This window comes from Tumebacillus amylolyticus (assembly GCF_016722965.1).
GTDB lineage: Bacteria > Bacillota > Bacilli > Tumebacillales > Tumebacillaceae > Tumebacillus > Tumebacillus amylolyticus.
The window spans coordinates 14,763-36,917 of record NZ_JAEQNB010000007.1 but is presented as its reverse complement, the minus strand read 5'-3'; the positions used below and the strand labels follow the sequence as shown (position 1 = coordinate 36,917).

Sequence of the window (22,155 nt, the reverse complement as noted above, 5' to 3'; positions counted from 1 at the left end):
GAAGTCCTACTCACCCACGGAAAACTCTGCTGTCTGAACAAAAAAAGCCGTGGCACAGATGTGCCTACGGCTTGATCTCGCATACTACATGCCGACGGCTGCATTTTGACAAGACGTCAGCCACTCCACAGTCGTCTCCAAAACTTCATCGCGCTCCGGTTCGTTGAAAAGTTCGTGGTAGAGGTTGTGGTACGGCACGAACTTGTTCAGATCGTGGGCAGGCAATTTGTTGTAGAAGACCGGTGCGATGTTGGCGTCGACGAGGCGGTCTTGACCCGCTTGCATGACGAGGAGCGGGATCGAGATGGAGTCGGCTTTGGTGACGGCTTGTTCCATCGCGGCGTTGAGCTCGTGGAACCAGCGCACGGAAACTTTGGTGCCCATCAGCGGGTCGCTTCCGTATTGGCTGACCACCGTAGGGTGGCGCGAGACGTCTGACGGTTTGATGCCGCTTGCCATGCGCAGTCGCGGGGCCAGCGAGTTGAGCAGGTTGGCGAGGCTTTTTTTCCAAGCGGGCACTTCGATGACGAGTTTGAGGCAGGGAGAGGAGAGCACGGCGCCGATGAGAGTCGAGTGCTGTTCGCCGCGTTCTTGCAGGTAGCGCGACGTGACGAGACCGCCCATGCTGTGACCGACGATCATCACATGGCCTTGGGGACCGCTTTGTTGTTCGGCGAGTCTCATCCATTCCGAGACGGCGTCCAAATATTCATCGAACGTTTCCACGTGTCCCGAGATGCCTCCGGAACGACCGTGTCCAGGCAGGTCGCCGGTGATGACGGAGATTCCGTGGGCGTTCAGTTTTTCCAGTACATGCCCGTATCTCCCGCTGTGTTCACCTGCGCCGTGTACCAGAACGACCGTCAGCGGGACTGAACGCGTAGAGGCATCCCCTGCGGGGAAGGTCTGTGTATGCAAAGTCATCTCAATTAGCCTCCTCTATGTTCTGTCGACTGTCCACTCGACATACAATCGACAACAAAACCTCGAAATCGGAAAGGAGGGAACCCCAGATGGAGGACCATAACTGGTTCACCCTCCTACGCGACACCTTGAGCGTCGTCGGCAACCTCGCCGAATGCGTCGGACTCTTGTTCTTGTTCACTCAGTTTCGCAACACGAACAAGAAACCCGTGACCCATAAAGTCCGAGTCGTGCGCCACCGTGTGCCGAAAAGCACGAGAGAGCGTGTGGCAGAGGCGTCTTGATGAGGAAACCGTAGTTGCTCTCATTATACGATGGGTGAAACTGTCGTACAATTCCCAAAACGATTTGTCTCTGGTATGATGGTGGAAATGATTGGAGGGACGAATCCATATGAAAAAGCAAATCATCGCCATGGGCGGCGGCGGGTTCTCGATGGAGCCGGACAATCTGTTGCTCGATGAGTACGTACTGGCGCAGTCCGGCAAGGAGCGGCCGAAGGTTTGTTTCGTTCCGACAGCGAGCGGAGATTCGATAGATTATACGGAGCGGTTCTATACGTCGATGAACACGTTGAATTGTGAGCCGAATCATCTGTCGCTGTTCCATCACCATCCGGGGACGAACGATTTTGAAGAGTACCTGCTTTCCCAAGACGTTATCTATGTGGGGGGCGGGAATACGCGGAACATGATCGTGCTGTGGAAGGAATGGGGCATCGACAAAATTCTGCGCAAAGCCTGGGAGCAAGGCGTCGTGCTCGCCGGATTGAGTGCCGGTTCGATCTGCTGGTTCGAAGAAGGCGTAACAGACTCGGTGATTCCGAAGCAGTTGCATTACATGAACTGCTTGGGCTTCCTCTCCGGCAGCAACTGTCCGCACTACGACGGTGAAGCAGACCGCCGCCCCACCTACCATCGTCAATTGCGCGAAGGACTCATCTCCCCCGGCCTCGCCGCCGACGACGGGGTCGGCCTGCACTACATCGGCACCGACCTGCACCAAATCATCTCCTCCCGCCCCGAAGCGAAAGCCTATCGCGTAACGCTTGTGGAGGGTGAAGTTGTGGAAGAAGCGTTGCAGCCGGTGTATCTTGGTTAAAAAAGAGGAACTGTCCCCCTTGGTGACAGTTCCTTTTTTTCGATTCAATACGGAATTCGTAAAAAAAATCGAAACTCCCGTAAATCTAGATTTTCCGTTTGCTAATTATTTTGTAAATGTACGAAGTATCGGCATGATTTTCCCTACGAATGTCGAAGCACTAGAGGAAGACATCTAGACTATAGAGGGGGGAATGGACGTGTTGTCAGCCGAGAAGGATCATGCGGAAGAATTCAGACGTATGGAAACCGAACTTCGCGCGATGAAGGAACAGTTCGAGGCGTTCGTCAATAACTCCACCGTGGCGTTTATCGTCATCGACCTCACGGGGCACATCATACGTGTGAACGACACGTTTGAACATATTTTGGGTTGGACGGCAGAGGAAGCAATCGGCAAGTTTTTGCCCTTTGTCCCCGAACCGCATGTGCAAGAGTTTTTAAAAGGCCTGCAAGAGCAGTCGTTTTCCGGGTTGGCCAGCGAAGCCGTACGCAAGCGCAAGGACGGCTCGATGTTCACTGCAAGCGAAACCCTCACCCCGATTCGAAACGAATCTGGTGAGATCAGTTCCTATGCCTGCATCATGCGCAACATCGCCGACCGCAAAGCCAACGAACGTCTGCTCAAAGTCAGCGAGCAGCGATACAAATCCCTGTTTGAAAACAACCCCAACGCCATCTACTCCGTCGACCTCCAAGGGCGTTTCACCGAGCTCAACCCGGCTGTGGAACGCATCTCCGGATACACACCGGAAGAGCTGCTCTACCGTGACCACACGATTTTGTTGTTGCCGGAGCTCAAGGATCTCTCGGTGCTGAACCATTACGCAAACCACCCTACCGAGAAGCAAGAGGTGGAAGCGACGATCACCCACAAACTGGGCCATCAGGTCGATCTCTCCGTCATCAACCTGCCGATCGAAGTGGAGGGCGAGGTGATCGGATACTTCTGTATCGCCAAAGACATCACCGAACAAAAACGAGCAGAGCGCATCATCAACCATATGGCGTTCACCGACTGCCTGACCGATCTCCCCAACCGCCGCCTGTTCCGTCAACGGCTGACGGAGACCATCGAAACGGCGGAAACGAACCCTGATCAAAAACTCGCCGTGCTGTTCATCGACCTCGACCGATTCAAAGTCATCAACGACTCGCTCGGTCATGCGTTTGGCGACCATGTGCTGCAAGCCGTCTCCGAGCGCTTGCAATCTTGCGTGGGCGAGCAGGACACGCTCTGCCGCATGGGCGGTGACGAGTTCACGTTGCTGTTGCCGACCGTCAAAGGTCCAGACTGCGCCGTGGCCATGTCGAAGCGAATCATGGAAGTCGTGCGCAAACCGCTGGTCGTGGACGGTCACGAAGTTCACATTACCACGTCGATTGGCATCGCGCTCTATCCCGAGAACGGCCTCGATGCCGATACATTGATGAAAAACGCCGACATCGCCATGTATCGCATCAAAGAACACGGCAAGAACAACTACCAACTCTACACCGACGTCATGAACGAAGACGCGATTCAACACCTGCAATTGGAGCGCGAACTGCGCAAAGCGATCGACCGTGACGAATTCCTCCTCCACTACCAGCCGCAAGTGAACGTCTCCACCGGGCAGATCACCGGCATGGAAGCGTTGGTGCGCTGGCAACATCCGCACCGCGGCCTGCTTTCTCCGATTCACTTCATTCCGCTTGCCGAAGAGACCGGCCTGATCGTTCCGATCGGCGAATGGGTGTTGCGCAAAGCGTGCGAAGACGGCCAACGCTGGCTCCAAGAAGGCCGCAAACCGATGCGCATGGCGGTCAACCTGTCACTGATCCAATTCCAAGAGCCGAACTTGGTCGAGACGATCCAACAAATTCTCGAGGAAACCGGATTGGAGCCACGCTATCTGGAATTGGAGATCACGGAAAGCATCGCGATGAACAACGTCGAGCAAGTCGTCGCCAAATTGGAACGTCTGGTCAACCTCGGCATCCAGATCTCCATCGACGATTTCGGAACGGGGTTCTCGTCGCTGAGCTATCTCAAGAAATTCCCGATCCACAAGCTCAAAATCGACCGTTCCTTCATCACCGACATCACCAGCGACCCGGACGACGCTTCGATCGTCTCGGCGATCATCGCGATGGCGAACTCCCTCAAGCTCGACTTGATCGTGGAAGGTGTCGAGACGGAAGATCAGCAAACCTATTTGCATCGCCTCGGCTGTTTCGAGATGCAAGGCTACCTGTTCTCCCGCCCCCTGCCCGCTCAGATGCTGGAACAATTGATGCAGTCTTGGCTGCCGTAATGCATACCACAAAAAAAAGCCCTCTTGCGCGCAAGACGCAGGGGGCTTTTTGCATATGTTCTACTTCATCTCCGCCAAGACTTTCTGGTCGAGCAAGATGATCTGGCGTTTCTTGACGTCGATCCAGCCGTGGGCTTTGAATTCGTTGAGAATCTTGGACGTGGTCTCCCGGGTCGAACCGATCAGCGAAGCGATGTCCTCGTGAGTCAGTTTGATCCCGATCTGCACGCCGTGTTCGACGCGTTCGCCGTGGATGTCGGCCAACTTCAAAAGCAGGCGGGCGAGTCGAGTTTGCACGTCGTAGAAAACCAAGTTCTCAATCTGCTCTTGCGCTTCCGTCAAGCGATGCTCGACGATTTGCGCAATTTTGAGCGAAACGCTCGGGTTGCTCAGGGCGACTTTTTCGAATTCGCGCTTGTCGATCATGCAGATCTGCGCATCATCGAGCGCTTCTGCAAAATTGCGACGCGGTTCGTCGTCAAACAGAGCACTCTCGCCGAAGATGTCTCCCGGCTCCAAGATAACCAACGTGAAATGCTTGCCCGTCTCGGAGAGACGAGAGATGCGGACTCGGCCGGACTTCAACATGTAGATCTGGTTGCTCGGCTCATCCGGGGTGAAGATGTACTCTCGCTTCGGTACCATCGTCGGAGTGCTGCCACGCCCGAGTTGGTCCAGTTCTTCCTCATTCAAATCCTTAAACAGCTCATATGTCTTGAGGGAACAGATTTCACATATTTCACTCATATTGACTGCCCTCCCCATCCTTAGTTTGTTTCGAAGTGTCGCTTCACTTTCTAAAGTAACACAACTAAGGGAGTCCTGCAACAGGGATTCTCAACTATTCTCAATCGTATGGGAAGGTTTCTTCGCGACAACTTCTGAAGCGAGAGACATTTCCCGCAATACATCCGCTTGGTACTGTTCATCCATCATCCGGGCTTGCACGATCATGCGTCCCCTGTCATTGGAAACATATCGCGTGGGCAGTGCATTGAGGGTGAGGGCAAGCACGTCGTTTTTGCAAATCTCGCAATCGCAAGGCATGCGCAGATGCTTCCATTGTTGTTCCAACGCGGCCTCGACGACTCGCTCCATGAGATTGACCACTTTCATCGGTTTCCCCCGCTGTCCTTAGGGTGTTAAGTAAAGTGCTTGGAGATGTGAATCTAAATGGATATAACAAAGATTCGCCCCGCCTCCATAATTCTCCTCCCTTGACGCATACTATTCAAAAGCCCATCGAAAGGAGCGATCCGTATGCGAAAGTCGGATTATGAGCAACTGAAGCAAACCTTGCGCGACGGCCTCGCCCAATCGTCCGATGTGGAAGACCGTGAGATGACGTGTGGAACCCTTACGGCCCGACTTCTCTATTTGAAAACACTCTGCGACCCTCAGAAGGTCCAACGATTTCTGATCATGCCGTTTTGGGAATTACGCTCTGAGCAGGAGTTTGGCAATTTCCTGCTCTCGTTCCCCGACAGTTCAATCGGAGTTCATCTGAGCGGCGTAACCGACAAGTTATTGGACGGCTATGTCGCGGTCTTTCTCGGTGAGAGGCTCTATTTGTTCGAAGCCGCTCTGCAATCCTCCTCCGGGGTAACGGAAGCGAATGTGGAAACGGTCGTGCAGGGTCCGCAAGACGCGCTAACCGAAAATCTCGAAACAAGCCTTAACATGTTGCGTGCCCGCTACCAATCTCCGACCCTGCGCGTGGAGATGTTCACCGTCGGCAAACAGTCCAAGACCAAAATCGCCCTCGTGTACGACCGAGAACGGGCCATCGAAAAACAGATTGAAGAGATTCGCCATAAACTGAACACCATCGACACCGATATGTTGCAAGCGGCGGGCCAGTTGGAGAAATTGCTCGACCCGCGCAAACTCCACCTCTTCCCCACGATGTTGTCCACGGAACGCCCGGACCGCACGGTTCATAATATTTCCAAAGGAAAACTTGCACTGCTCACCGACAAGGCGGGATTCGCCTTGATCACGCCGTCCATTTTCTCCGATTTCTTCAGTTCGATGGATGATTTATATTTTCAGAACGTAGTCGGGAGGTTCCTGCTGACGTTGCGTTATATCGGTTTGGCGCTGACGTTGATCATGCCGTCGTTGTATGTGGTCATCACGTCGTACAACCCGGAGTTCGTACGCGTCCAACTGGCGTTTTCCATCGCGTCGTCTCGCGCAGCCGTCCCGTATCCATCCTATCTGGAAGTGCTGTTCATGCTGCTGATGATGGAGTTTCTGGCAGAGGCAAGTATCCGCTTGCCACGCGCCATCGGACCGACGGCCACCACCGTCGGCGGTTTGATTCTCGGACAAGCTGCCACCGAGGCCGGCTTGGTCAGCAACATCATGATCATCATCGTGTCTGTCGTCGCCATCTCGAACTTCGTCATCCCGATCAACTCGATGAGTTTTACGATTCGTGTGGTCAAGTATCCGTTGCTTTTGTTGTCGACGTTGTTCGGTTTCTTCGGCATGATGGTCGGCTTGATGGCGCTCGCGTTCTACGTGTCCAGCATCACAACGCTTGGCACCCCTTACGTAAAGCTGTTTCGTAAAGGAGATAAGTCGTGAGAGAAAATCGCTACTTTTTCTACCTCGTCAGCTTAAACATGCTGACCAATGTCACGATGTTCGTCCCTCATGTGTTGATCGAAGAGCGTTTTCGCGGCGGGATGAGTTCTGCCGTGGCATCGGTTCTGATCGGGATGACGTTGTTGATTTTGTTCACGATGCAGTTGAAAAAAATCGACCACTTCACCCTGCCCAAAGTTCTGCAAAACGCCTACCCGACGTGGTTTCGTGTGCCCTATACCGTTCTGCTCGGTTTGTTTTGGATGACGGCGGGCGCGACGAGTCTGATTTCCTACACCGAGATGACGCGCCGCTTCCTCTCCCCGGAGACGTCGTCGATGCTGATCCTCGGCATATTGTTGCTTTTGGTGGTCGGGGTGAGCTATATGGAGTCCGATCTGTTGATGTACGGGGTGGAAGTGGTCTTCATCGTCGTCGTGCCATTGGTCGTGTTTTTGCTCGGCAAGTCGTTGTTCTCCAAGACCATGAATTGGATCGAGGTCACGGACGTCATAACCCATACGTGGAACGCTCCCAGTCTGAAGGGAATCGGCGCGACGACGTATGTGTTTTCCGGGTATACGAACATGTTGATTTTCTCCCGCAGTTTTCCGGCCCGTTTGCGCAAGATTCATTATCTGATCATGGGTCTGCTCGGCTTTTCGATCATCATGACCTCGTTCCTGATCCCCATTGGATTTCTCGGGTCGTATTCGGTCGAGCACTATTCGTTCCCGTGGGTCGCCACCGCCGATGCGATGCGCATGGAGTTTTTCTTCATTGAGCGCGTGTTGGGTCCGTTCTTGATCCTCTACTTGGCCCTGTCGACCATCTCCACGATCGTCCACTGGCATGTCGGCTGCCAACTGTTCGACAGTCTGTTTTCGATGCCGAAGAAAAGACGCCGTCAGATCGTCTTGGGCGTTTTTTTTCTCCTAACCTTGGCCTTGCAAAAAGTGCTGGGCAACGAGCATGAGATGTACAGTTTTGCGACGCGCTGGCTGACCTTTCGTCTATTTGCCGAGATCTCATTGGTCGCCGTCGTGATGTACGGCGTAAGGAGGTGGAAGAAATCGTCATGAAATGGCAGAAGGTCTTGTTCGTGTTGCTCCTCTGCTCCTCCTTGGTTCTCAGCGGCTGTGAGTTTAAGGACATCGACAAGCGGTTTTTCGTCGTTTCAATAGGAGTCGACAAATCGAGTGACCCGGAAAAAACGTTTCACGTCTCCGTGAAAGTCGCGATCCCGCGCGGTCAGGTACAAATGGGCAAGGAGGACTTTGAAGTCTACGGTGTCGACGACAGCACGATCTCCAACGCCATTCAGCGTCTGAAAGCCAACGTGGACAAAGAGTTTGATTTCGGTCATGCCAAGATGCTGATGATCGGCGAGTCGCTGGCCAAGAAGGACTACACCGATGTGCTGAATTGGGCAATTCGCACTCGGTTCTTGCAACGAATCGCCTGGGTGGGTGTCGTTACCCCCAGTGCCGAACGGGCGTTGAATGTCCGACCGAGTTTCGAACGCCTCCCCTCCAATGCGCTGTTCCTCTCGTTTGGACAGATCGGGGTGGAATCGGAGTTTACCGTCTCCCGCTATTTGTTTGATTTCTACCGCAGCAACGAGGAACCCGGCAGTTCTCCCGTCTTGCCGCTCATCCAAGCGCGCAAAGGCCACTTCATCATCGACAGCGCCTATGTTATGGACGGCAAAAAAGCCGCACTCAAGCTCTCTCCTGAGGAAACGCGACTGTTTAACACGCTCACACATACCCAAAACAAATACGAATACGTAATTCCGGAGGGGGACCGAAAGTACGTGTTCCATGTGGACCAAGTCAAGATCAAACGGCGTCTGGAATCATCGCCAAAACCGACCGCCCAAGTGGATGTCAAGTTGAGCGGCACCATCGTCGAGCGCGTGGGTCGCGGCCGAGTGAACGAAAGCGAAATGCACGAGGTGGAACGTCTGCTCTCCAAGGATTTCAAGAAAAAAGTGGAAAACTTGTTGACAAGGTTCCGTGACGAAAACCTCGACCCCTACGAGTTCGGGTTGCTGTATCGTGCGACGCACTGGGACGAGATGGAACAAGAAGTGAAAGATTGGAAAGCGATGTACAAAAAAATTAGCTTCAACGTGAATGTGAGCGTAGAATCTCGAGGTTCCGGCTCGATAGAATGAGAAAAAACCCCTTCGTGCGTGAAGGGGTTTTTTTTCGATACTTTTTAGATTAGAACTGGTCCGGTGCGTCCTTCCACTTGCGGAGAAGCTCGAGGTCGTCGGCGGTGACGTAGTTCTCTTGGACTGCGATGGGAAGCAATTTGGAGTAGGAAGACAGCGTTGCGAATTTGCAATCGGCTGCTTGGAAGTTCTCGACGGCTTTCTGGAATTCATAGGAGAAGATCGCGGCGACGCCGGCGACGGTGCCCCCTGCTTGGCGAACGCCTTCGACGACGTTGAGCGAGGAGCCTCCCGTGGAGATCAGGTCTTCGATGATGACGACCGTTTGGCCTTCACGCAGCACGCCTTCGACCATGTTGCCGGTGCCGTGCTTTTTGGCGGAAGAACGGACGTAGATCATCGGTTTTCCGAGTTTCTGCGCAACCCATGCTGCGTGCGGAACACCGCCCGTGGCCGCTCCGGCGATCACGTCGACGTCGCCGAATTGTTCCTTGATCAATTCCACGAAACCGTCCGCGATCATGTCGCGAATTTCCGGGTAGGAGATCGTCAAACGGTTGTCGCAGTAGATCGGCGAACGCAGTCCCGAGGACCAGATGAACGGGTCGTGCGGTTTGAGTGCGACAGCTTGGATGTCGAGCAGGGCTTTGGCGATTTTGTCTCCGATGGGTCTGGTGGTCATGAGATGGCTCCCTCCGATGCTTGAACTTCTTCGAGTATGCGCAGTGCTGCGGCGCGCGGGTCGTCAGCATGCGTAATGGCACGTCCGATGACGAGATAGGATGCACCTGCGCGCAGGGCTTCGGTCGGCGTCATGATGCGCGCTTGGTCGTTCGCCTCCGCCCAAGTCGGGCGGATGCCGGGGATGACGGTCAAGAAGTCGGAACCGCAAGCTTCGCGGATTCCTTGAATTTCGTGCCCGGACGCTACGACACCGTCGAGTCCGGCTTGCTGAGCGAGTCGCGCGTAGGAAATCACAGACTCGCCAACGTCGCCGAGGATGCCGATTTCGTCGTTCATGACGCTTTGCGTGGTTGAAGTCAATTGGGTGACGCCGATCACTTTCGGGACGGCGATGCCGAGGGATTCGGCACGGGTGATCGCCGCTTGCTTGGCGCGGCGCATCATCTCGACTCCTCCGCCGACGTGGACGTTGAACATGTAGACGCCGTGCGAAGTCACAGAATCGGATGCGCCTGCAACGGTGTTCGGGATGTCGTGGAATTTGCAGTCCATGAACACTTGGAAGCCCATATCATGCAGGCGGTCGAGAATGACCGGGCCGCTTTTGAAAAAGAGTTGCAATCCGACTTTCATCGTGCGAATCGTATCGCCGAGGCGGTCGGCGAGACGCAGGGCGTCGTCCATGTTGTCGTAGTCGAGGGCGACGAAAATTTTCTCAGCGGGGCTTTGCGTGGTCATTCGTGATCTCTCCCGTTCTTCGTGCCGCAGGCACGCTATTTCCAAGCGACGCCGACGAGGTCTCGTACGTTCGCTACGCCGTTTTGCTCGCAGTAGGTTTGAATGCCTTCGATGATCTCCGGGCAGGCCATCGGGTTGACGAAGTTCGCGGTGCCGATTGCGACTGCCGTTGCGCCGGCCATCAGGAATTCGATGGCGTCCTCGCCGTCCATGATGCCCCCCATGCCGATGATCGGGATGTTGATCGCTTGCGCCACTTGGTAGGTCATGCGCACGGCGACCGGTTTGACCGCCGGTCCGGAGAGGCCGCCGACGCCGTTGGCGATGAGCGGTCTTTTTTTGTGCAGGTCGATGCTCATGCCGACCAGCGTGTTGATCATCGAGATCGCATCGGCGCCGGCGGCTTCCACCGCTTTTGCCATCGCGACGATGTCGGTGACGTTCGGGGAGAGCTTGACGATGACGGGGACTTTGGAGACTTTTTTGATCGATTCGGTGACGTGGGCTGCTTGCGCCGGGTCGGTGCCGAATTGGATGCCGCCGCACTTGACGTTCGGGCAGGAGATGTTCACTTCAATCGCATCGACGTCTGCGGAATCCATGAGGCGTTCGGTGACCGCTACGTAGTCTTCGACCGTCGTGCCGGCGACGTTGACGATGACCGGGATGTCGTACTTGCGCAGGTGCGGGAGTTCTTCGGCGATGACTTTTTCGACGCCGGGGTTTTGCAAGCCGATGGCGTTGAGCATCCCGCCCGGAGTTTCGGCGACGCGCGGGGTCGGGTTGCCGAGGCGCGGTTCGAGCGTTGTGGCTTTTACGGTGATCGCGCCAAGTTGCGAGAGGTCGTAGAAGTCGGCGTATTCCTTGCCAAACGAGAAGCAACCGGATGCGGGCATGACGGGGTTTTTCAATTTGAGCGAGCCGATGTTGACAGACAGATCGATCATGCGAAGTACACCTCCGGTGCTGGGAAGACAGGGCCGTCCTTGCAAACTTTTTTGAAGCCGATGCTGCCGTCCGGGAGTTGGCAGGACGTGACGCACGCCATGCAAGCGCCGATGCCGCAGCCCATGCGTTCTTCGAGAGACAGGTAGCCTTCGACTCGGCCTGCCATCTTGGCTTGGACGGCGCGAAGCATCGGGGTGGGTCCGCAGGCGTAGAAGCGGTCTGCGGAGGAAAGCAGTTCGTCTGTCATGTAGTCGGTGACAAAACCTTGGAGGCCGAGCGTTCCGTCGTTGGTGGCGATGAGGACGTCGCCGTATTTTTTTAAGTCGTCGATGAGGATCGAGACGTTTTTCGATTGGAAGCCGACGATGGTGGTGACTTTGACGCCCTTTTGGTGGAGTTGGTCTGCAAGTTCCACCATCGGGGGCACGCCGATGCCGCCGCCGATGAGAATCGCGTGAGAGTCTCCGTCATGGAGTTGGAAGCCTTTGCCGAGCGGTCCGAGGACGTCGAGCGTGTCGCCGACGTTTTTGGCGGCGAGCAGTTTGGTGCCTTTGCCTCCGACTCGGTACGCGACGGCGAGGACTTGGCGGCCCCCGTCGACTTTGCACAGAGAGATCGGGCGACGGAGCAGGTGGTCTACCCCGTCGGTTACGCGGATGTGCAGGAATTGTCCCGGTTGGTAGTGCAGGTCTTGAGGTGCTTCAAACGCCAGCCAGCGCATGTTGTCCGCGATCTCGCGGTGTTCGAGGATGGTCAGCCGTGCCATGCTCTCACGCCCCTTTTTTCTCTAGTTTTTTTGCAGCGGTCGGGTGGAGAATTTGATCGAGCTCAAGACGTCGAGCATCGCTTGAGCGGTGTCGAGCGACGTCAGGCACGGGATGCCGTGTTCCACTGCTTCGCGTCGGATGCGGAATCCGTCGCGGGTGACGTCTTTTCCTTTGGTCAGGGTGTTGATGACCATGTCGCTTTCGCCGCGGCGGATCAGATCGACCAGCGTGTTCTCGCCTTCTTGGAGCTTGTTAACTTCGGTGACTTGGATGCCGTTGTCACGCAGAATTTTCGCAGTTCCTGCGGTGGCGACGAATTTGAAGCCCAGGTGGTAGTAGCCGCGCAGGATCGGGAGGGCTTCCTCCTTGTCTTTGTCTGCGATGGTGGCGATGATCGTGCCGTGGTCCGGGATGTTGATGCCGCCTGCGAGCAGGCCTTTGTAGAGCGCTTTTGCAAACGTCGTGTCTTGGCCCATGACTTCGCCGGTCGATTTCATTTCCGGGCCGAGCGTGACATCGACGCGACGAAGTTTGGCAAAAGAGAACACCGGAACTTTGACCGCGACGTTGTTTGTCGGCTCCGGCCAGAGACCCGGCTCGTAGCCTTGCTGGGTCAAGGATTCGCCGAAGATGATCTTGGTGGCGACATCGACCATCGGAACGCCGGTGATCTTCGAGAGGAACGGCACCGTGCGCGATGAACGCGGGTTGACTTCGATGATGTAGACTTTGTCTTTGGAAACGACGTATTGGATGTTCAGCAGCCCTTTGACATTGAGGGCGCGGGCGATGCGGGTCGTGTATTCGATGATCTCTTCCTTCAAGTGCGGGTAGAGTCGCTGGGTCGGGTAGACGGCGATGGAGTCGCCGGAGTGAACGCCTGCGCGTTCGACGTGTTCCATGATGCCCGGGATCAGGACGTTCTCTCCGTCCGAGATCGCATCGACTTCCACTTCCAGTCCCGTCAAGTACGAGTCGACGAGAATCGGATGTTCGGAGCTGACTTTGACGGCGTGGGTCATGTAGAACAGCAGGTCTTGCTCGCTGTGTACGATCTCCATCGCACGACCGCCGAGCACGTAGGACGGGCGGACGACGACCGGGTAGCCGATGTGGTTGGCCGCATCGACGGCAGCTTCGACGGTGAACACGGTGCGGCCTTGCGGGCGCGGGATGTTCAGGTCGGTCAGCAGTTGATCGAATTTCTCGCGGTCTTCGGCGCGGTCGATGTCTTGCAGTTGAGTGCCGAGAATTTTCACGCCGCGCTTGGTGAGCGGTGCGGCCAGGTTGATCGCCGTCTGTCCGCCGAACTGGACGATGACGCCCTCCGGCTTCTCGCGGTCGATGACATGCATGACGTCTTCGATGTGAAGCGGTTCGAAGTAGAGACGGTCGGAGGTGTTGAAGTCGGTGGAGACGGTTTCCGGGTTGTTGTTGATGATGACCGATTCGTAGCCGGCTTTTTTCAATCCCCAGACGGCGTGGACGGAGCAGTAGTCAAACTCGATGCCTTGGCCGATGCGAATCGGGCCGGAGCCGAGAACGATGACTTTTTTGCGGTCGTTGTCTTCTACTTCGTCTTCCGTCTCGTAAGCGGAGTAGTAGTACGGTGTTGCCGACTCGAATTCGGCGGCGCAGGTGTCGACCATTTTGAAGACCGGGCGCAGGCCGAGATGATTGCGGGTGCCGTAGATTTCGTCTTCGGTGGTGCCGGCGTATCGTGCGATGGTGCGGTCCGTGATCGCCCATTTTTTCGCTTGCGTGAGGGTTTCGTCAGACAGTCCGTTTGCGGCGATGTCGTTCAGGAGAGCGACGATGCCTTGGACTTTGTGCAAGAACCAGCGGTCGATCTTGGTCAGGTCATGCAGTTGCTCGATCGTGTAGTCGCGCTTGAAAGCTTCGGCGACGAGGAACAGGCGCTCGTCGTCCGCGTGGATCAGGCGTTTCTCCAATTGTTCGGTGGAAAGTTCGTTTGCACCCGGCAGGTCGAGGCTGTCGAGACCGATTTCCAGTGAACGGACGGCTTTCATGAGCGACGCTTCGAACGTGCGCTCGATCGCCATGACTTCGCCGGTTGCTTTCATTTGAGTACCGAGCACACGCTTTGCGGAGATGAACTTGTCGAACGGCCAGCGCGGGATCTTGGTGACGATGTAGTCGAGAGCCGGCTCGAAGCACGCGTAGGTGTTTTTCGTAACCGGGTTGATGATTTCGTCGAGTGTGTAGCCGACGGCGATCTTGGATGCGATTTTGGCGATCGGGTAGCCCGTTGCTTTCGACGCGAGTGCCGACGAGCGGGACACGCGCGGGTTGACTTCGATCAAGTAGTAGTTGAAGCTGTGCGGGTCGAGGGCGAATTGGACGTTGCAGCCGCCTTCGATGCCAAGGGCGCGGATGATTTTCAGCGACGAGTGGCGCAGCATCTGGTATTCGTGGTCGGAGAGCGTTTGCGACGGCGCGACGACGATCGAGTCTCCGGTGTGGATGCCGACCGGGTCGAAGTTTTCCATGTTGCAGACGACGATGCAGTTGTCGTTTTTGTCGCGCATGACTTCGTATTCGACTTCCTTGAAGCCTGCGATGGAGCGCTCGACGAGAACTTGGGAGATCGGCGAGAGTGTCAAACCGAGGTTGACGATCTCTTCGTACTCCGCCCAGTTCGAGGCGATGCCGCCGCCCGAGCCGCCGAGCGTGTACGCCGGACGGATGATGATCGGGAAGCCCAGTTCTTCGGCAAACACCTTCGCTTCTTCGTAGGTATTGACGATTTCCGATTCCGGGACCGGTTCGCCGAGCTCGCGCATCAGGGCGCGGAACTGTTCACGGTCTTCGGCTTGTTGGATCGAGGAGAGCGAAGTGCCGAGCAGCTCGACTTTTTCCTCTTGCAGCACGCCCATCTCGTGCAGTTTGACGGCGAGATTGAGGCCGGTTTGACCGCCGAGCGTTGCGAGGACGCCGTCGGGGCGTTCTTGGCGGATGATTTGAGCAACGAATTCCGGAGTGAGCGGTTCGACGTAGACTTTGTCTGCCATGTCGAGGTCGGTCATGATGGTCGCCGGGTTGGAGTTCACGAGGACGACTTCGATGCCTTCTTCGCGCAGGGATTGGCAGGCTTGTGTCCCTGCGTAGTCGAACTCTGCCGCTTGGCCGATGATGATCGGGCCGGAACCGATGACGAGAATTTTCTTAAGGTCTGTGCGCAACGGCATGGTTTACTTCGCCTCCCAGTGCTTATCGATCATGTCCATGAAACGGTCAAACAGATAATCGGAATCGTCCGGACCCGGGCGTGCTTCCGGGTGGTACTGCACGCAGAATGCCGGATACTTCGTATGTTGGACGCCCTCTACGGAGCCGTCATTTTGGTTGATGTGCGTCAGTTCAAGGCCTGTCCCTTCGAGCGATTCGGGCACGACTACATAGCCGTGGTTTTGGGACGTGATGTAGCAGCGGCCGTTCAGCAGGTCTTTGACCGGGTGGTTGGCGCCGCGGTGGCCGAATTTCAGACGGTCGGTCTTGGCTCCGCACGCCAGCGAGATCAATTGGTGCCCGAGGCAGATGCCGAAGATCGGCACTTTTCCAAGCAGTGCGCGCACGGTCTCGATGATCTCGTGCAGGTCGGCGGGGTCGCCGGGGCCGTTGGACAGCATGACGCCGTGCGGCTCCCAGTTCAGAATCTCTTCGGCGCTGGTGTGCGCCGGAACGACGGTGACGTCACAGCCGCGAGCGACCAACGAGCGCAGAACGCCCGACTTCATGCCGAAGTCCATCGCTACGATGCGGCGTTGTTCGCCGGGGCAACGATAGGTCGATTTCGTCGTCACGCGAGCAACTTGATCGCGCGGGAGCAAGTTGTCGGTGTTGAGTTTTGAGACGTACTCTTCGACCGATGTGTCAAGCGTTGTGATGACGCCTGCCATCGTGCCGCGCACACGGATTTTTTTCGTGAGCATGCGGGTGTCGATGCCGTGGATGCCCAAAATGTTGTTGCGTTTCAAGTAGGCGTCCAAGTCGCCACGGTTGCGCCAGTTGCTCGGATGTTCGGCCCATTCGCGCACGACGAACCCCCGCACATGCGGGTGAGCCGATTCGATGTCATCGACGTTGACGCCGTAGTTCCCGATCAGCGGGAACGTCATCGTCACGATCTGTCCGTAGTACGACGGGTCGGTCAGAACCTCCTGGTACCCGGTCATGCCGGTGTTGAACACAACCTCCCCAAACGATTCGCCCTCTGCTCCGAAGGCTACGCCTTCGAAGACCGTTCCGTCTTCCAAAATCAATCTCGCTCTCATGGCTCCTCCACCCTTCTGTAAGACTCGTGTTGTTACGCTTTGTACGTGATTCGACCTTCGTTGACGGTGAGAACCGTCCAGCCCTTGGCTTTTTGGCCTGCGAACGGCGTGTTGCGACCCTTGGAGAAGAACTCGTCCGGGTTGATGGCTCGTTCACTCTCCAAATCGACGACCGTGATGTCGGCGACTTCGCCTTCGACGATGCGACCGCCGCTCAGTTTGAAGACATCTGCCGGATTGGTGGCGAATTTTTTGACGAGTTCGTGGAGCGACAGTGCACTGCTTTTTTCAACCAGTTCGGTGTACAGAACCGGGAAAGCGAACTCGAGACCGACGAAACCGAACGGAGCGGTGCGGAACGGGCGTTTTTTCTCCTCCTCCATATGGGGAGCGTGGTCGGTTGCGATCATGTCGATCGTGCCGTCCAGCAAGCCTTTCAAGCAGGCTTGGCGATCCAATTCCGTGCGAAGCGGCGGGTTTACCTTCATGTTTGCGTCGGCGCCGTCGGTTTCGTCGATGATCGACTCTGTCAGCAACAAGTGATGCGGCGTAACCTCCGTCGTCACGCGAAGTCCCATGGACTTCGCCCAGCGAACCAGTTCAACCGACCAAGCGTCGGAGATGTGGCACACATGCAGATGAGCCCCCGTCTCTTGAGCCAGTAGAATATCGCGTGCAATCATGGCACTCTCCGCCAATCCGGGAATCCCCGGCAGACCCAAGCGCTTCGAAACGACGCCTTCGTTCATGCACCCATCCTTCGCCAGATCCTCGTCCTCCGAGTGAATCACAACCGGCACATCGAGCGATGCGGCGATGCGCATCGCTTCGCGCATCAGTGACGAAGACTGAACCCCCACCCCATCATCCGTAATCCCCACTGCGCCTGCGGCGCGAAGAGCGGCGATGTCGGTGAGTTCCTCGCCAAGCTCCCCCTTCGAAATCGAGCCGTACGGCAGAACCGAGCAAGAGCCCTCTCGCTGTGCAACGTCATACACGTACTTCATCAATTCGGGAGTATCCAAAACCGGGCGGGTGTTCGGCATGCACGCGACCTTCGTGTAGCCGCCGCGAGCGGCTGCCTTCGAACCGGTCTCAATCGTTTCCTTCCCCTCAAACCCCGGTTGACGCAGATGAACATGCATATCGATGAAGCCCGGCAGAACCACATGACCTCCGAGGTCCACCACCTCATGTGCATCCGCCTCAATCGAGCTCGCGATGCGAGCGACTTTTTTCCCCTCGACGAGAACATCGCGAGATTCGAGCTCACCGTTCTCCAAATTCAACACACGACCGCCTCTAAGCAACAAGCCCATCAAAAATCCCTCCTCTGAAATGTACGCAAGCGGACGGGAGCCCGCCAAGACCCCGCGCCCAGTAAGCCTCTCTCTTACTTCAGCAAGCTCTCCACCGCCGTCGTATCCCTCTCCACAGCCCCTTCTTCCAAGCAATACGCCAGCAACGCCATCCGAATATATACCCCGTTCTTCGCCTGACGGAAATACGCAGCTCGCGGATCATCATCCACCTCCGCCGCAATCTCCCCCGCTCTCGGCAGCGGATGCAGGATGATCGACTTTTTCTTCATCCTCGACAACAACCCACTGTCGATCTTGTAAACCCCCGCCGCCTTCGTATACTCTTCCTCATTCGGGAAGCGTTCCTTTTGAATGCGGGTCATGTAGAGCACATCCACGACCTCCGCCACTTTTTCCAAATCGGTCTCCTCGAAATACTCGACCCCTTTTTCATCCAAAAACGCCTTGACCTTCTCCGGGATCGGGCAGTTCTCAGGAGAGACGAAGTACATCTGAACCCCCTCATACTTTGCCAAGAGGTACGCCAGCGAATGCACCGTTCGTCCGTAGGTGAGATCGCCGATCATCGCCACCTTCACCCCATCGACCCGTCCGATCTCTTTTTGAATCGTGTACAAGTCCAGCAGAGACTGCGTCGGATGTTCTCCCGCGCCGTCCCCCGCGTTGATGACCGGCACCGTCGCCACTTTCGCAGCCCGCATCGCGGCGCCGACTTCGTTATGGCGCATGACAATCACATCTGCATAAGAAGAGATCACCCGAATGCTGTCCTCAAGCGTCTCTCCCTTGATCGCCGACGAAAACTGAGCCGCATTCTCCGTGGAAATGACCGTCCCGCCAAGCCGCATCATCGCCGACTCAAAACTAAACCGCGTCCGCGTACTCGGCTCAAAAAACAGCGCCGCCATAATCTTCCCACCGAGCAAATTCAACCCGCCCTTGCGCGCATTGAACTCCATAATGTCTGCCGTCTTGAACAGCTCATCCAACTGACCACGATCAAACTGGTGCGCACTCAACACATGATACATCTCGGCAACCCCTCTCAAATTCTGTAAAAAAAGACTCCCATTCCACAACCGGGAAGGGAGCCTATACCCAAACAGACAGTGAACACCTGTCTCTTCGAATGGCGACTCACCTTCCCAACCTCTCGGATTGAATTAAAGGTGATGACTATGTTTAATGCACGACCTGCTCGGACTCCGCCGCATCGTCCTCATTCAGCCCGCGCGGAAGCACGAGGTTGAGCAAGATGCCGGCGAACGTCGCCAGAGCCATGCCTTCGATCTGAAGATCGCCGATATTAATTTTCGCACCGCCCACCCCGAGCACCAAAATGACGCTTGAGATGATCAGATTGCGTTTGTGCGTATAATTGATCCCGCTTTCCACCAGCATGCGCAAACCTGCCGATGCGATGATCCCGAACAGCAGGATCGAGATGCCGCCCATAACCGGCACCGGAATCGAAGTGATCATCGCGGAGAACTTCCCGATGAAGGAGAACAGCACCGCGAACACCGCCGCCCCGCCGATAACCCAGACGGAGTAGACGCGCGTAATCGCCATAACCCCGATGTTCTCGCCGTACGTCGTGCTCGGCGGACCGCCAACCAAACCGGCCAGCGCCGTTGCCACACCGTCACCGAGCATCGAACGGTGCAAGCCCGGATTCTTCATCAAGTCCCGCCCGACGATGTTCTGCGTCACCAACAGATGCCCGATATGCTCGGCAATCGTCACCAACGCCACCGGTGCGATCACAATCGCGGCCGTCCACGAAGCGTGCGGCATCGTAAACTCCGGCATGGCGAACCATGCTGCTTTCCCCACCGCGCTAAAATCGACCAGCCCTCGAATCGCTGCAAACACAAACCCTCCGATGATCCCCAGCAGAATCGGAATCACCCCGAGGAACCCTCTGAAAAAAGCACTCGCCACAATCGCGATCAACAGAGCGACCGAAGCCACCGTCCAATCTTTCGAAGCCATGTCGACGGCGACTCCCGCCAACCCGAGGCCGATGACGATGACGATCGACCCGACCACCACAGGAGGCAACAGACGATCCAACCAACGCGTACCGGACGTGCGGATGATCCCTGCGACGATGATGTACACCACCCCCGACAGCAAGCAACCGAACAGCGCCGCCCCCACCCCTTGCGACTTGCTGACGGCGATGATCGGCCCGATGAAGGCGAACGACGACCCGAGATACCCCGGAATCATGCCCTTCGTCAGCAAGATGTAGAGCAGCGTCCCGATCCCGCTCGTCAGCAAGGCGATCGACGGATTCAACCCCGTCAAGAACGGCACCAGCACCGTCGAACCAAACATTGCGAACAAATGTTGCAGGGAAAGCGGGAGAGATTCACCGAGCGGCAGACGTTCTTGCACGTCTACGATGCGTTGTTGTTTTGCCACGTTGTACGTCCTCCTCTAAGAAAAAACCCTCTCCTGCGCAGGCGCCGAGAGGGTACACGCCGACCACCAAGCGATCCGCAGACCGCTCCCAGCCGAGCCGTACACCCTTGCGCGCCTCACAGGACCCGATTAAAGAGTGCTTCCGTTATTGTGTGTTACATCCGTCAGATTGAAACGTCTTCCAAGATAATCACGCTGTCGTTCACGTCCGTCTCCATCAGTTGCACGGCCACCACTTCGTCTCGCGAAGTGGGGACGTTTTTGCCGACGAAGTCCGGGCGGATCGGCAGTTCACGATGCCCGCGGTCCACCAACACCGCCAGTTGAATCTGGCAGGGGCGTCCGATGTCGATCAGCGCATCGAGCGCGGCGCGAACCGTGCGTCCGGTGAACAGCACGTCATCGACGAGCACCACGTTGCGGTTCGAGATCTCGCAATCGATTTCGGAGCCGTGTACGACCGGCTGTTCCGTGCGAAGTTTCAAATCGTCGCGGTAGAGGGTGATGTCGAGCGAGCCGACGGGCAGTTGCACCCCTTCAAACTGCGCGATGCGCTCCGCCAGCCGTTTGGCGAGATGAATGCCGCGGGTTTTGATTCCGACGAGCACCAAGTCCTCGGTGCCTTTGTTCTTCTCGACAATCTCGTGTGCAATCCGGGTCAGCGCCCGGCGCACTCCTTGCTCATCCATCAACACCGTTTTCTCGACCAACGCCATCCCGTCACCCTCCTTTTCTTTCCTTGAGTCCAACAAAAAAGGCTCCTCCCCACACATGCGGGAAGAAGCCTTTTTCGCAAAGGGCACAGCATGCCCCTCCAAAAAGTCCGGACTCCTTACCGACCTCACGGGATCAGTTTAAAGGAACTATTTAGTTCTCTTGCAGTCTACCAATCCTTTACGCATTCGTCAAGCGTCATGTCGCAAAAAGTCGATCAGTTTTTGCAGTTCTTCCGGAACGTCTGTCGAGAACTCTAAGTATTCGCCCGTGCGCGGATGAACAAACCCGAGCACCTGTGCGTGCAACGCTTGTCCGTCGACGATGTCGCCGAAGCGATTGCGCTTTTGGTTTCCGTACTTCGGGTCGCCGACGAGCGGGTGGCCGATGAAATCCATGTGGACGCGAATCTGGTGTGTGCGGCCCGTCTCGAGCTTCAATTCCACGACCGTATGATTGGGCAAGCGCTCGATCACTTGGAAGTGCGTAATCGCCTCACGACCGCCCTCCCGCAGAACGGCCTGCTGCTGGCGGTGAACCGGATGGCGACCGATCGGTGCGTCGACGGTGCCGAGGTCATGCTGGATCACACCGTGAACGACCGCGAGGTACTTGCGGGTGACGGTATGTTCTTTGAGCTGTTCGGCGAGGTGGCGATGGGCCACGTCGTTTTTGGCAGCCATGAGCAGGCCGGACGTATCCTTGTCGATGCGGTGGACGATGCCGGGGCGGACTTCTCCGTTGATGCCGGAGAGGTCTTTGCAATGGAACATCAGCGCGTTGACCAACGTCCCCGAGTAATGTCCGGCCGCCGGGTGAACGACCATGCCGCGCGGTTTGTTGACGACGATGACGTCTGCGTCTTCGTACCGCACATCGAGCGGGATGTCCTCCGCTTCGATGGACGCTTGCTCCGGTTCAGGGAGCGTGACGGTGAGGACATCGCCTGTTTTTACTTTATAGTTGGACTTGGGTTTCTTGTCCTGTACCAAGACGTGTTGAGATTCAATCAGCTCTTGGACTTGCGAGCGCGAGACGTTGGGAATCAGCTCCGCGAGCAACTTGTCGATGCGCTCTCCGGCTTGCTCCTCCTCGATGGTCCACGAGAGGGATTCCGATTCCAGTTCGAGATCTTCGGTATGAGATTGAGATTGGGACATATGCT

At 56.4% G+C, this 22,155-nt stretch carries 20 protein-coding genes; 6 read left to right on the top strand and 14 right to left on the bottom strand.

Translation table 11 applies throughout. The features are described 5' to 3' along the window. Window positions 1-84: 84 nt before the first annotated feature. A complete protein-coding gene (locus JJB07_RS19435; RefSeq protein WP_201637758.1) occupies window positions 85-924 on the bottom strand; it encodes an alpha/beta hydrolase in 840 nt (279 codons plus the stop codon). Between the two features lie 89 nt (window positions 925-1,013). Here JJB07_RS19435 and JJB07_RS19430 point away from each other — a divergent pair, with 89 nt between their 5' ends. From JJB07_RS19430 to JJB07_RS19420, 3 genes are all read left to right on the top strand, one after another. Further along, window positions 1,014-1,208, top strand: a complete 195-nt coding sequence (locus JJB07_RS19430) for a hypothetical protein (protein WP_201637756.1) — start codon at window positions 1,014-1,016, stop codon at window positions 1,206-1,208. 109 nt (window positions 1,209-1,317) lie between these two features. Next, window positions 1,318-2,025 (top strand): Type 1 glutamine amidotransferase-like domain-containing protein, encoded by a 708-nt coding sequence (locus JJB07_RS19425; protein ID WP_201637754.1) that lies wholly within the window; start codon window positions 1,318-1,320, stop codon window positions 2,023-2,025. Window positions 2,026-2,218: 193 nt separating this feature from the next. Then, entirely contained in the window at window positions 2,219-4,321 is a 2,103-nt protein-coding gene (locus JJB07_RS19420) for a sensor domain-containing protein (RefSeq protein WP_201637752.1), read from the top strand. A 60-nt stretch (window positions 4,322-4,381) separates the two neighbouring features. Here JJB07_RS19420 and JJB07_RS19415 read toward each other — a convergent pair whose 3' ends face one another. Both JJB07_RS19415 and JJB07_RS19410 read right to left on the bottom strand, forming a co-directional pair. Further along, a complete protein-coding gene (locus JJB07_RS19415) occupies window positions 4,382-5,068 on the bottom strand; it encodes a Crp/Fnr family transcriptional regulator (protein ID WP_201637750.1) in 687 nt (228 codons plus the stop codon). A gap of 90 nt (window positions 5,069-5,158) precedes the next feature. After that, window positions 5,159-5,437, bottom strand: a complete 279-nt coding sequence (locus JJB07_RS19410) for a late competence development ComFB family protein (RefSeq protein ID WP_201637748.1) — start codon at window positions 5,435-5,437, stop codon at window positions 5,159-5,161. 144 nt (window positions 5,438-5,581) lie between these two features. On the opposite strand from JJB07_RS19410, the gene JJB07_RS19405 reads away from it, so the two are divergent. Genes JJB07_RS19405 through JJB07_RS19395 form a run of 3 tightly spaced genes read left to right on the top strand, consistent with a single transcriptional unit; the run spans window position 5,582 to window position 9,092 of the window. Next, window positions 5,582-6,913 carry a spore germination protein gene (locus JJB07_RS19405; RefSeq protein WP_201637746.1) on the top strand — a complete coding sequence of 444 codons (1,332 nt, stop codon included), beginning with the start codon at window positions 5,582-5,584 and terminating at the stop codon, window positions 6,911-6,913. Beyond that, the gene (locus JJB07_RS19400) at window positions 6,910-7,995 is read left to right on the top strand and encodes a GerAB/ArcD/ProY family transporter (protein WP_201637745.1); all 1,086 of its coding nucleotides are present in this window, start codon (window positions 6,910-6,912) and stop codon (window positions 7,993-7,995) included. The genes JJB07_RS19405 and JJB07_RS19400 overlap by 4 nt, the downstream gene beginning before the upstream one ends. After that, complete coding sequence (locus JJB07_RS19395) at window positions 7,992-9,092, top strand: Ger(x)C family spore germination protein (protein ID WP_201637743.1); 1,101 nt, start codon at window positions 7,992-7,994, stop codon at window positions 9,090-9,092. The genes JJB07_RS19400 and JJB07_RS19395 overlap by 4 nt, the downstream gene beginning before the upstream one ends. Before the next feature lie 49 nt (window positions 9,093-9,141). Here JJB07_RS19395 and pyrE read toward each other — a convergent pair whose 3' ends face one another. The 11 genes from pyrE to JJB07_RS19340 all read right to left on the bottom strand — a co-directional run bounded on the left by pyrE (window position 9,142) and on the right by JJB07_RS19340 (window position 22,150). After that, entirely contained in the window at window positions 9,142-9,774 is a 633-nt protein-coding gene (gene pyrE / locus JJB07_RS19390; protein WP_236588235.1) for an orotate phosphoribosyltransferase, read from the bottom strand. After that, entirely contained in the window at window positions 9,771-10,514 is a 744-nt protein-coding gene (pyrF, locus tag JJB07_RS19385) for an orotidine-5'-phosphate decarboxylase (RefSeq protein WP_201637742.1), read from the bottom strand. Before pyrF ends, pyrE begins: the two co-directional genes overlap by 4 nt. Before the next feature lie 35 nt (window positions 10,515-10,549). After that, on the bottom strand, window positions 10,550-11,461 hold the full coding sequence (locus JJB07_RS19380; protein ID WP_201637740.1) for a dihydroorotate dehydrogenase: 912 nt from the start codon (window positions 11,459-11,461) through the stop codon (window positions 10,550-10,552). After that, a complete protein-coding gene (locus tag JJB07_RS19375; protein ID WP_201637738.1) occupies window positions 11,458-12,228 on the bottom strand; it encodes a dihydroorotate dehydrogenase electron transfer subunit in 771 nt (256 codons plus the stop codon). The genes JJB07_RS19380 and JJB07_RS19375 overlap by 4 nt, the downstream gene beginning before the upstream one ends. A gap of 21 nt (window positions 12,229-12,249) precedes the next feature. Continuing rightward, window positions 12,250-15,438, bottom strand: a complete 3,189-nt coding sequence (gene carB / locus JJB07_RS19370; RefSeq protein ID WP_201637737.1) for a carbamoyl-phosphate synthase large subunit — start codon at window positions 15,436-15,438, stop codon at window positions 12,250-12,252. 3 nt (window positions 15,439-15,441) lie between these two features. Then, the gene (gene carA, locus JJB07_RS19365) at window positions 15,442-16,524 is read right to left on the bottom strand and encodes a glutamine-hydrolyzing carbamoyl-phosphate synthase small subunit (RefSeq protein WP_201637736.1); all 1,083 of its coding nucleotides are present in this window, start codon (window positions 16,522-16,524) and stop codon (window positions 15,442-15,444) included. Window positions 16,525-16,556: 32 nt separating this feature from the next. Beyond that, entirely contained in the window at window positions 16,557-17,843 is a 1,287-nt protein-coding gene (locus JJB07_RS19360) for a dihydroorotase (protein WP_201637735.1), read from the bottom strand. A 74-nt stretch (window positions 17,844-17,917) separates the two neighbouring features. Next, the gene (gene pyrB / locus JJB07_RS19355) at window positions 17,918-18,877 is read right to left on the bottom strand and encodes an aspartate carbamoyltransferase (RefSeq protein ID WP_201637734.1); all 960 of its coding nucleotides are present in this window, start codon (window positions 18,875-18,877) and stop codon (window positions 17,918-17,920) included. Between the two features lie 151 nt (window positions 18,878-19,028). Then, on the bottom strand, window positions 19,029-20,276 hold the full coding sequence (uraA, locus tag JJB07_RS19350) for a uracil permease (protein WP_201637733.1): 1,248 nt from the start codon (window positions 20,274-20,276) through the stop codon (window positions 19,029-19,031). A gap of 164 nt (window positions 20,277-20,440) precedes the next feature. Next, a complete protein-coding gene (gene pyrR, locus JJB07_RS19345; protein ID WP_201637732.1) occupies window positions 20,441-20,992 on the bottom strand; it encodes a bifunctional pyr operon transcriptional regulator/uracil phosphoribosyltransferase PyrR in 552 nt (183 codons plus the stop codon). A gap of 189 nt (window positions 20,993-21,181) precedes the next feature. Next, complete coding sequence (locus JJB07_RS19340; protein ID WP_201637731.1) at window positions 21,182-22,150, bottom strand: RluA family pseudouridine synthase; 969 nt, start codon at window positions 22,148-22,150, stop codon at window positions 21,182-21,184. Window positions 22,151-22,155 lie beyond the last annotated feature (5 nt).

Excerpts from the sequence above, each read along its gene's own strand:
- JJB07_RS19435 (WP_201637758.1), bottom strand. The coding sequence starts at position 924 with ATGACTTTGCATACACAGACCTTCCCCGCAGGGGATGCCTCTACGCGT.
- JJB07_RS19430 (WP_201637756.1), top strand. The coding sequence starts at position 1,014 with ATGGAGGACCATAACTGGTTCACCCTCCTACGCGACACCTTGAGCGTC.
- JJB07_RS19425 (WP_201637754.1), top strand. The coding sequence starts at position 1,318 with ATGAAAAAGCAAATCATCGCCATGGGCGGCGGCGGGTTCTCGATGGAG.
- JJB07_RS19420 (WP_201637752.1), top strand. The coding sequence starts at position 2,219 with ATGGACGTGTTGTCAGCCGAGAAGGATCATGCGGAAGAATTCAGACGT.
- JJB07_RS19415 (WP_201637750.1), bottom strand. The coding sequence starts at position 5,068 with ATGAGTGAAATATGTGAAATCTGTTCCCTCAAGACATATGAGCTGTTT.
- JJB07_RS19410 (WP_201637748.1), bottom strand. The coding sequence starts at position 5,437 with ATGAAAGTGGTCAATCTCATGGAGCGAGTCGTCGAGGCCGCGTTGGAA.
- JJB07_RS19405 (WP_201637746.1), top strand. The coding sequence starts at position 5,582 with ATGCGAAAGTCGGATTATGAGCAACTGAAGCAAACCTTGCGCGACGGC.
- JJB07_RS19395 (WP_201637743.1), top strand. The coding sequence starts at position 7,992 with ATGAAATGGCAGAAGGTCTTGTTCGTGTTGCTCCTCTGCTCCTCCTTG.
- pyrE (WP_236588235.1), bottom strand. The coding sequence starts at position 9,774 with ATGACCACCAGACCCATCGGAGACAAAATCGCCAAAGCCCTGCTCGAC.
- pyrF (WP_201637742.1), bottom strand. The coding sequence starts at position 10,514 with ATGACCACGCAAAGCCCCGCTGAGAAAATTTTCGTCGCCCTCGACTAC.
- JJB07_RS19380 (WP_201637740.1), bottom strand. The coding sequence starts at position 11,461 with ATGATCGATCTGTCTGTCAACATCGGCTCGCTCAAATTGAAAAACCCC.
- JJB07_RS19375 (WP_201637738.1), bottom strand. The coding sequence starts at position 12,228 with ATGGCACGGCTGACCATCCTCGAACACCGCGAGATCGCGGACAACATG.
- carB (WP_201637737.1), bottom strand. The coding sequence starts at position 15,438 with ATGCCGTTGCGCACAGACCTTAAGAAAATTCTCGTCATCGGTTCCGGC.
- carA (WP_201637736.1), bottom strand. The coding sequence starts at position 16,524 with ATGAGAGCGAGATTGATTTTGGAAGACGGAACGGTCTTCGAAGGCGTA.
- JJB07_RS19360 (WP_201637735.1), bottom strand. The coding sequence starts at position 17,843 with ATGGGCTTGTTGCTTAGAGGCGGTCGTGTGTTGAATTTGGAGAACGGT.
- pyrB (WP_201637734.1), bottom strand. The coding sequence starts at position 18,877 with ATGTATCATGTGTTGAGTGCGCACCAGTTTGATCGTGGTCAGTTGGAT.
- pyrR (WP_201637732.1), bottom strand. The coding sequence starts at position 20,992 with ATGGCGTTGGTCGAGAAAACGGTGTTGATGGATGAGCAAGGAGTGCGC.
- JJB07_RS19340 (WP_201637731.1), bottom strand. The coding sequence starts at position 22,150 with ATGTCCCAATCTCAATCTCATACCGAAGATCTCGAACTGGAATCGGAA.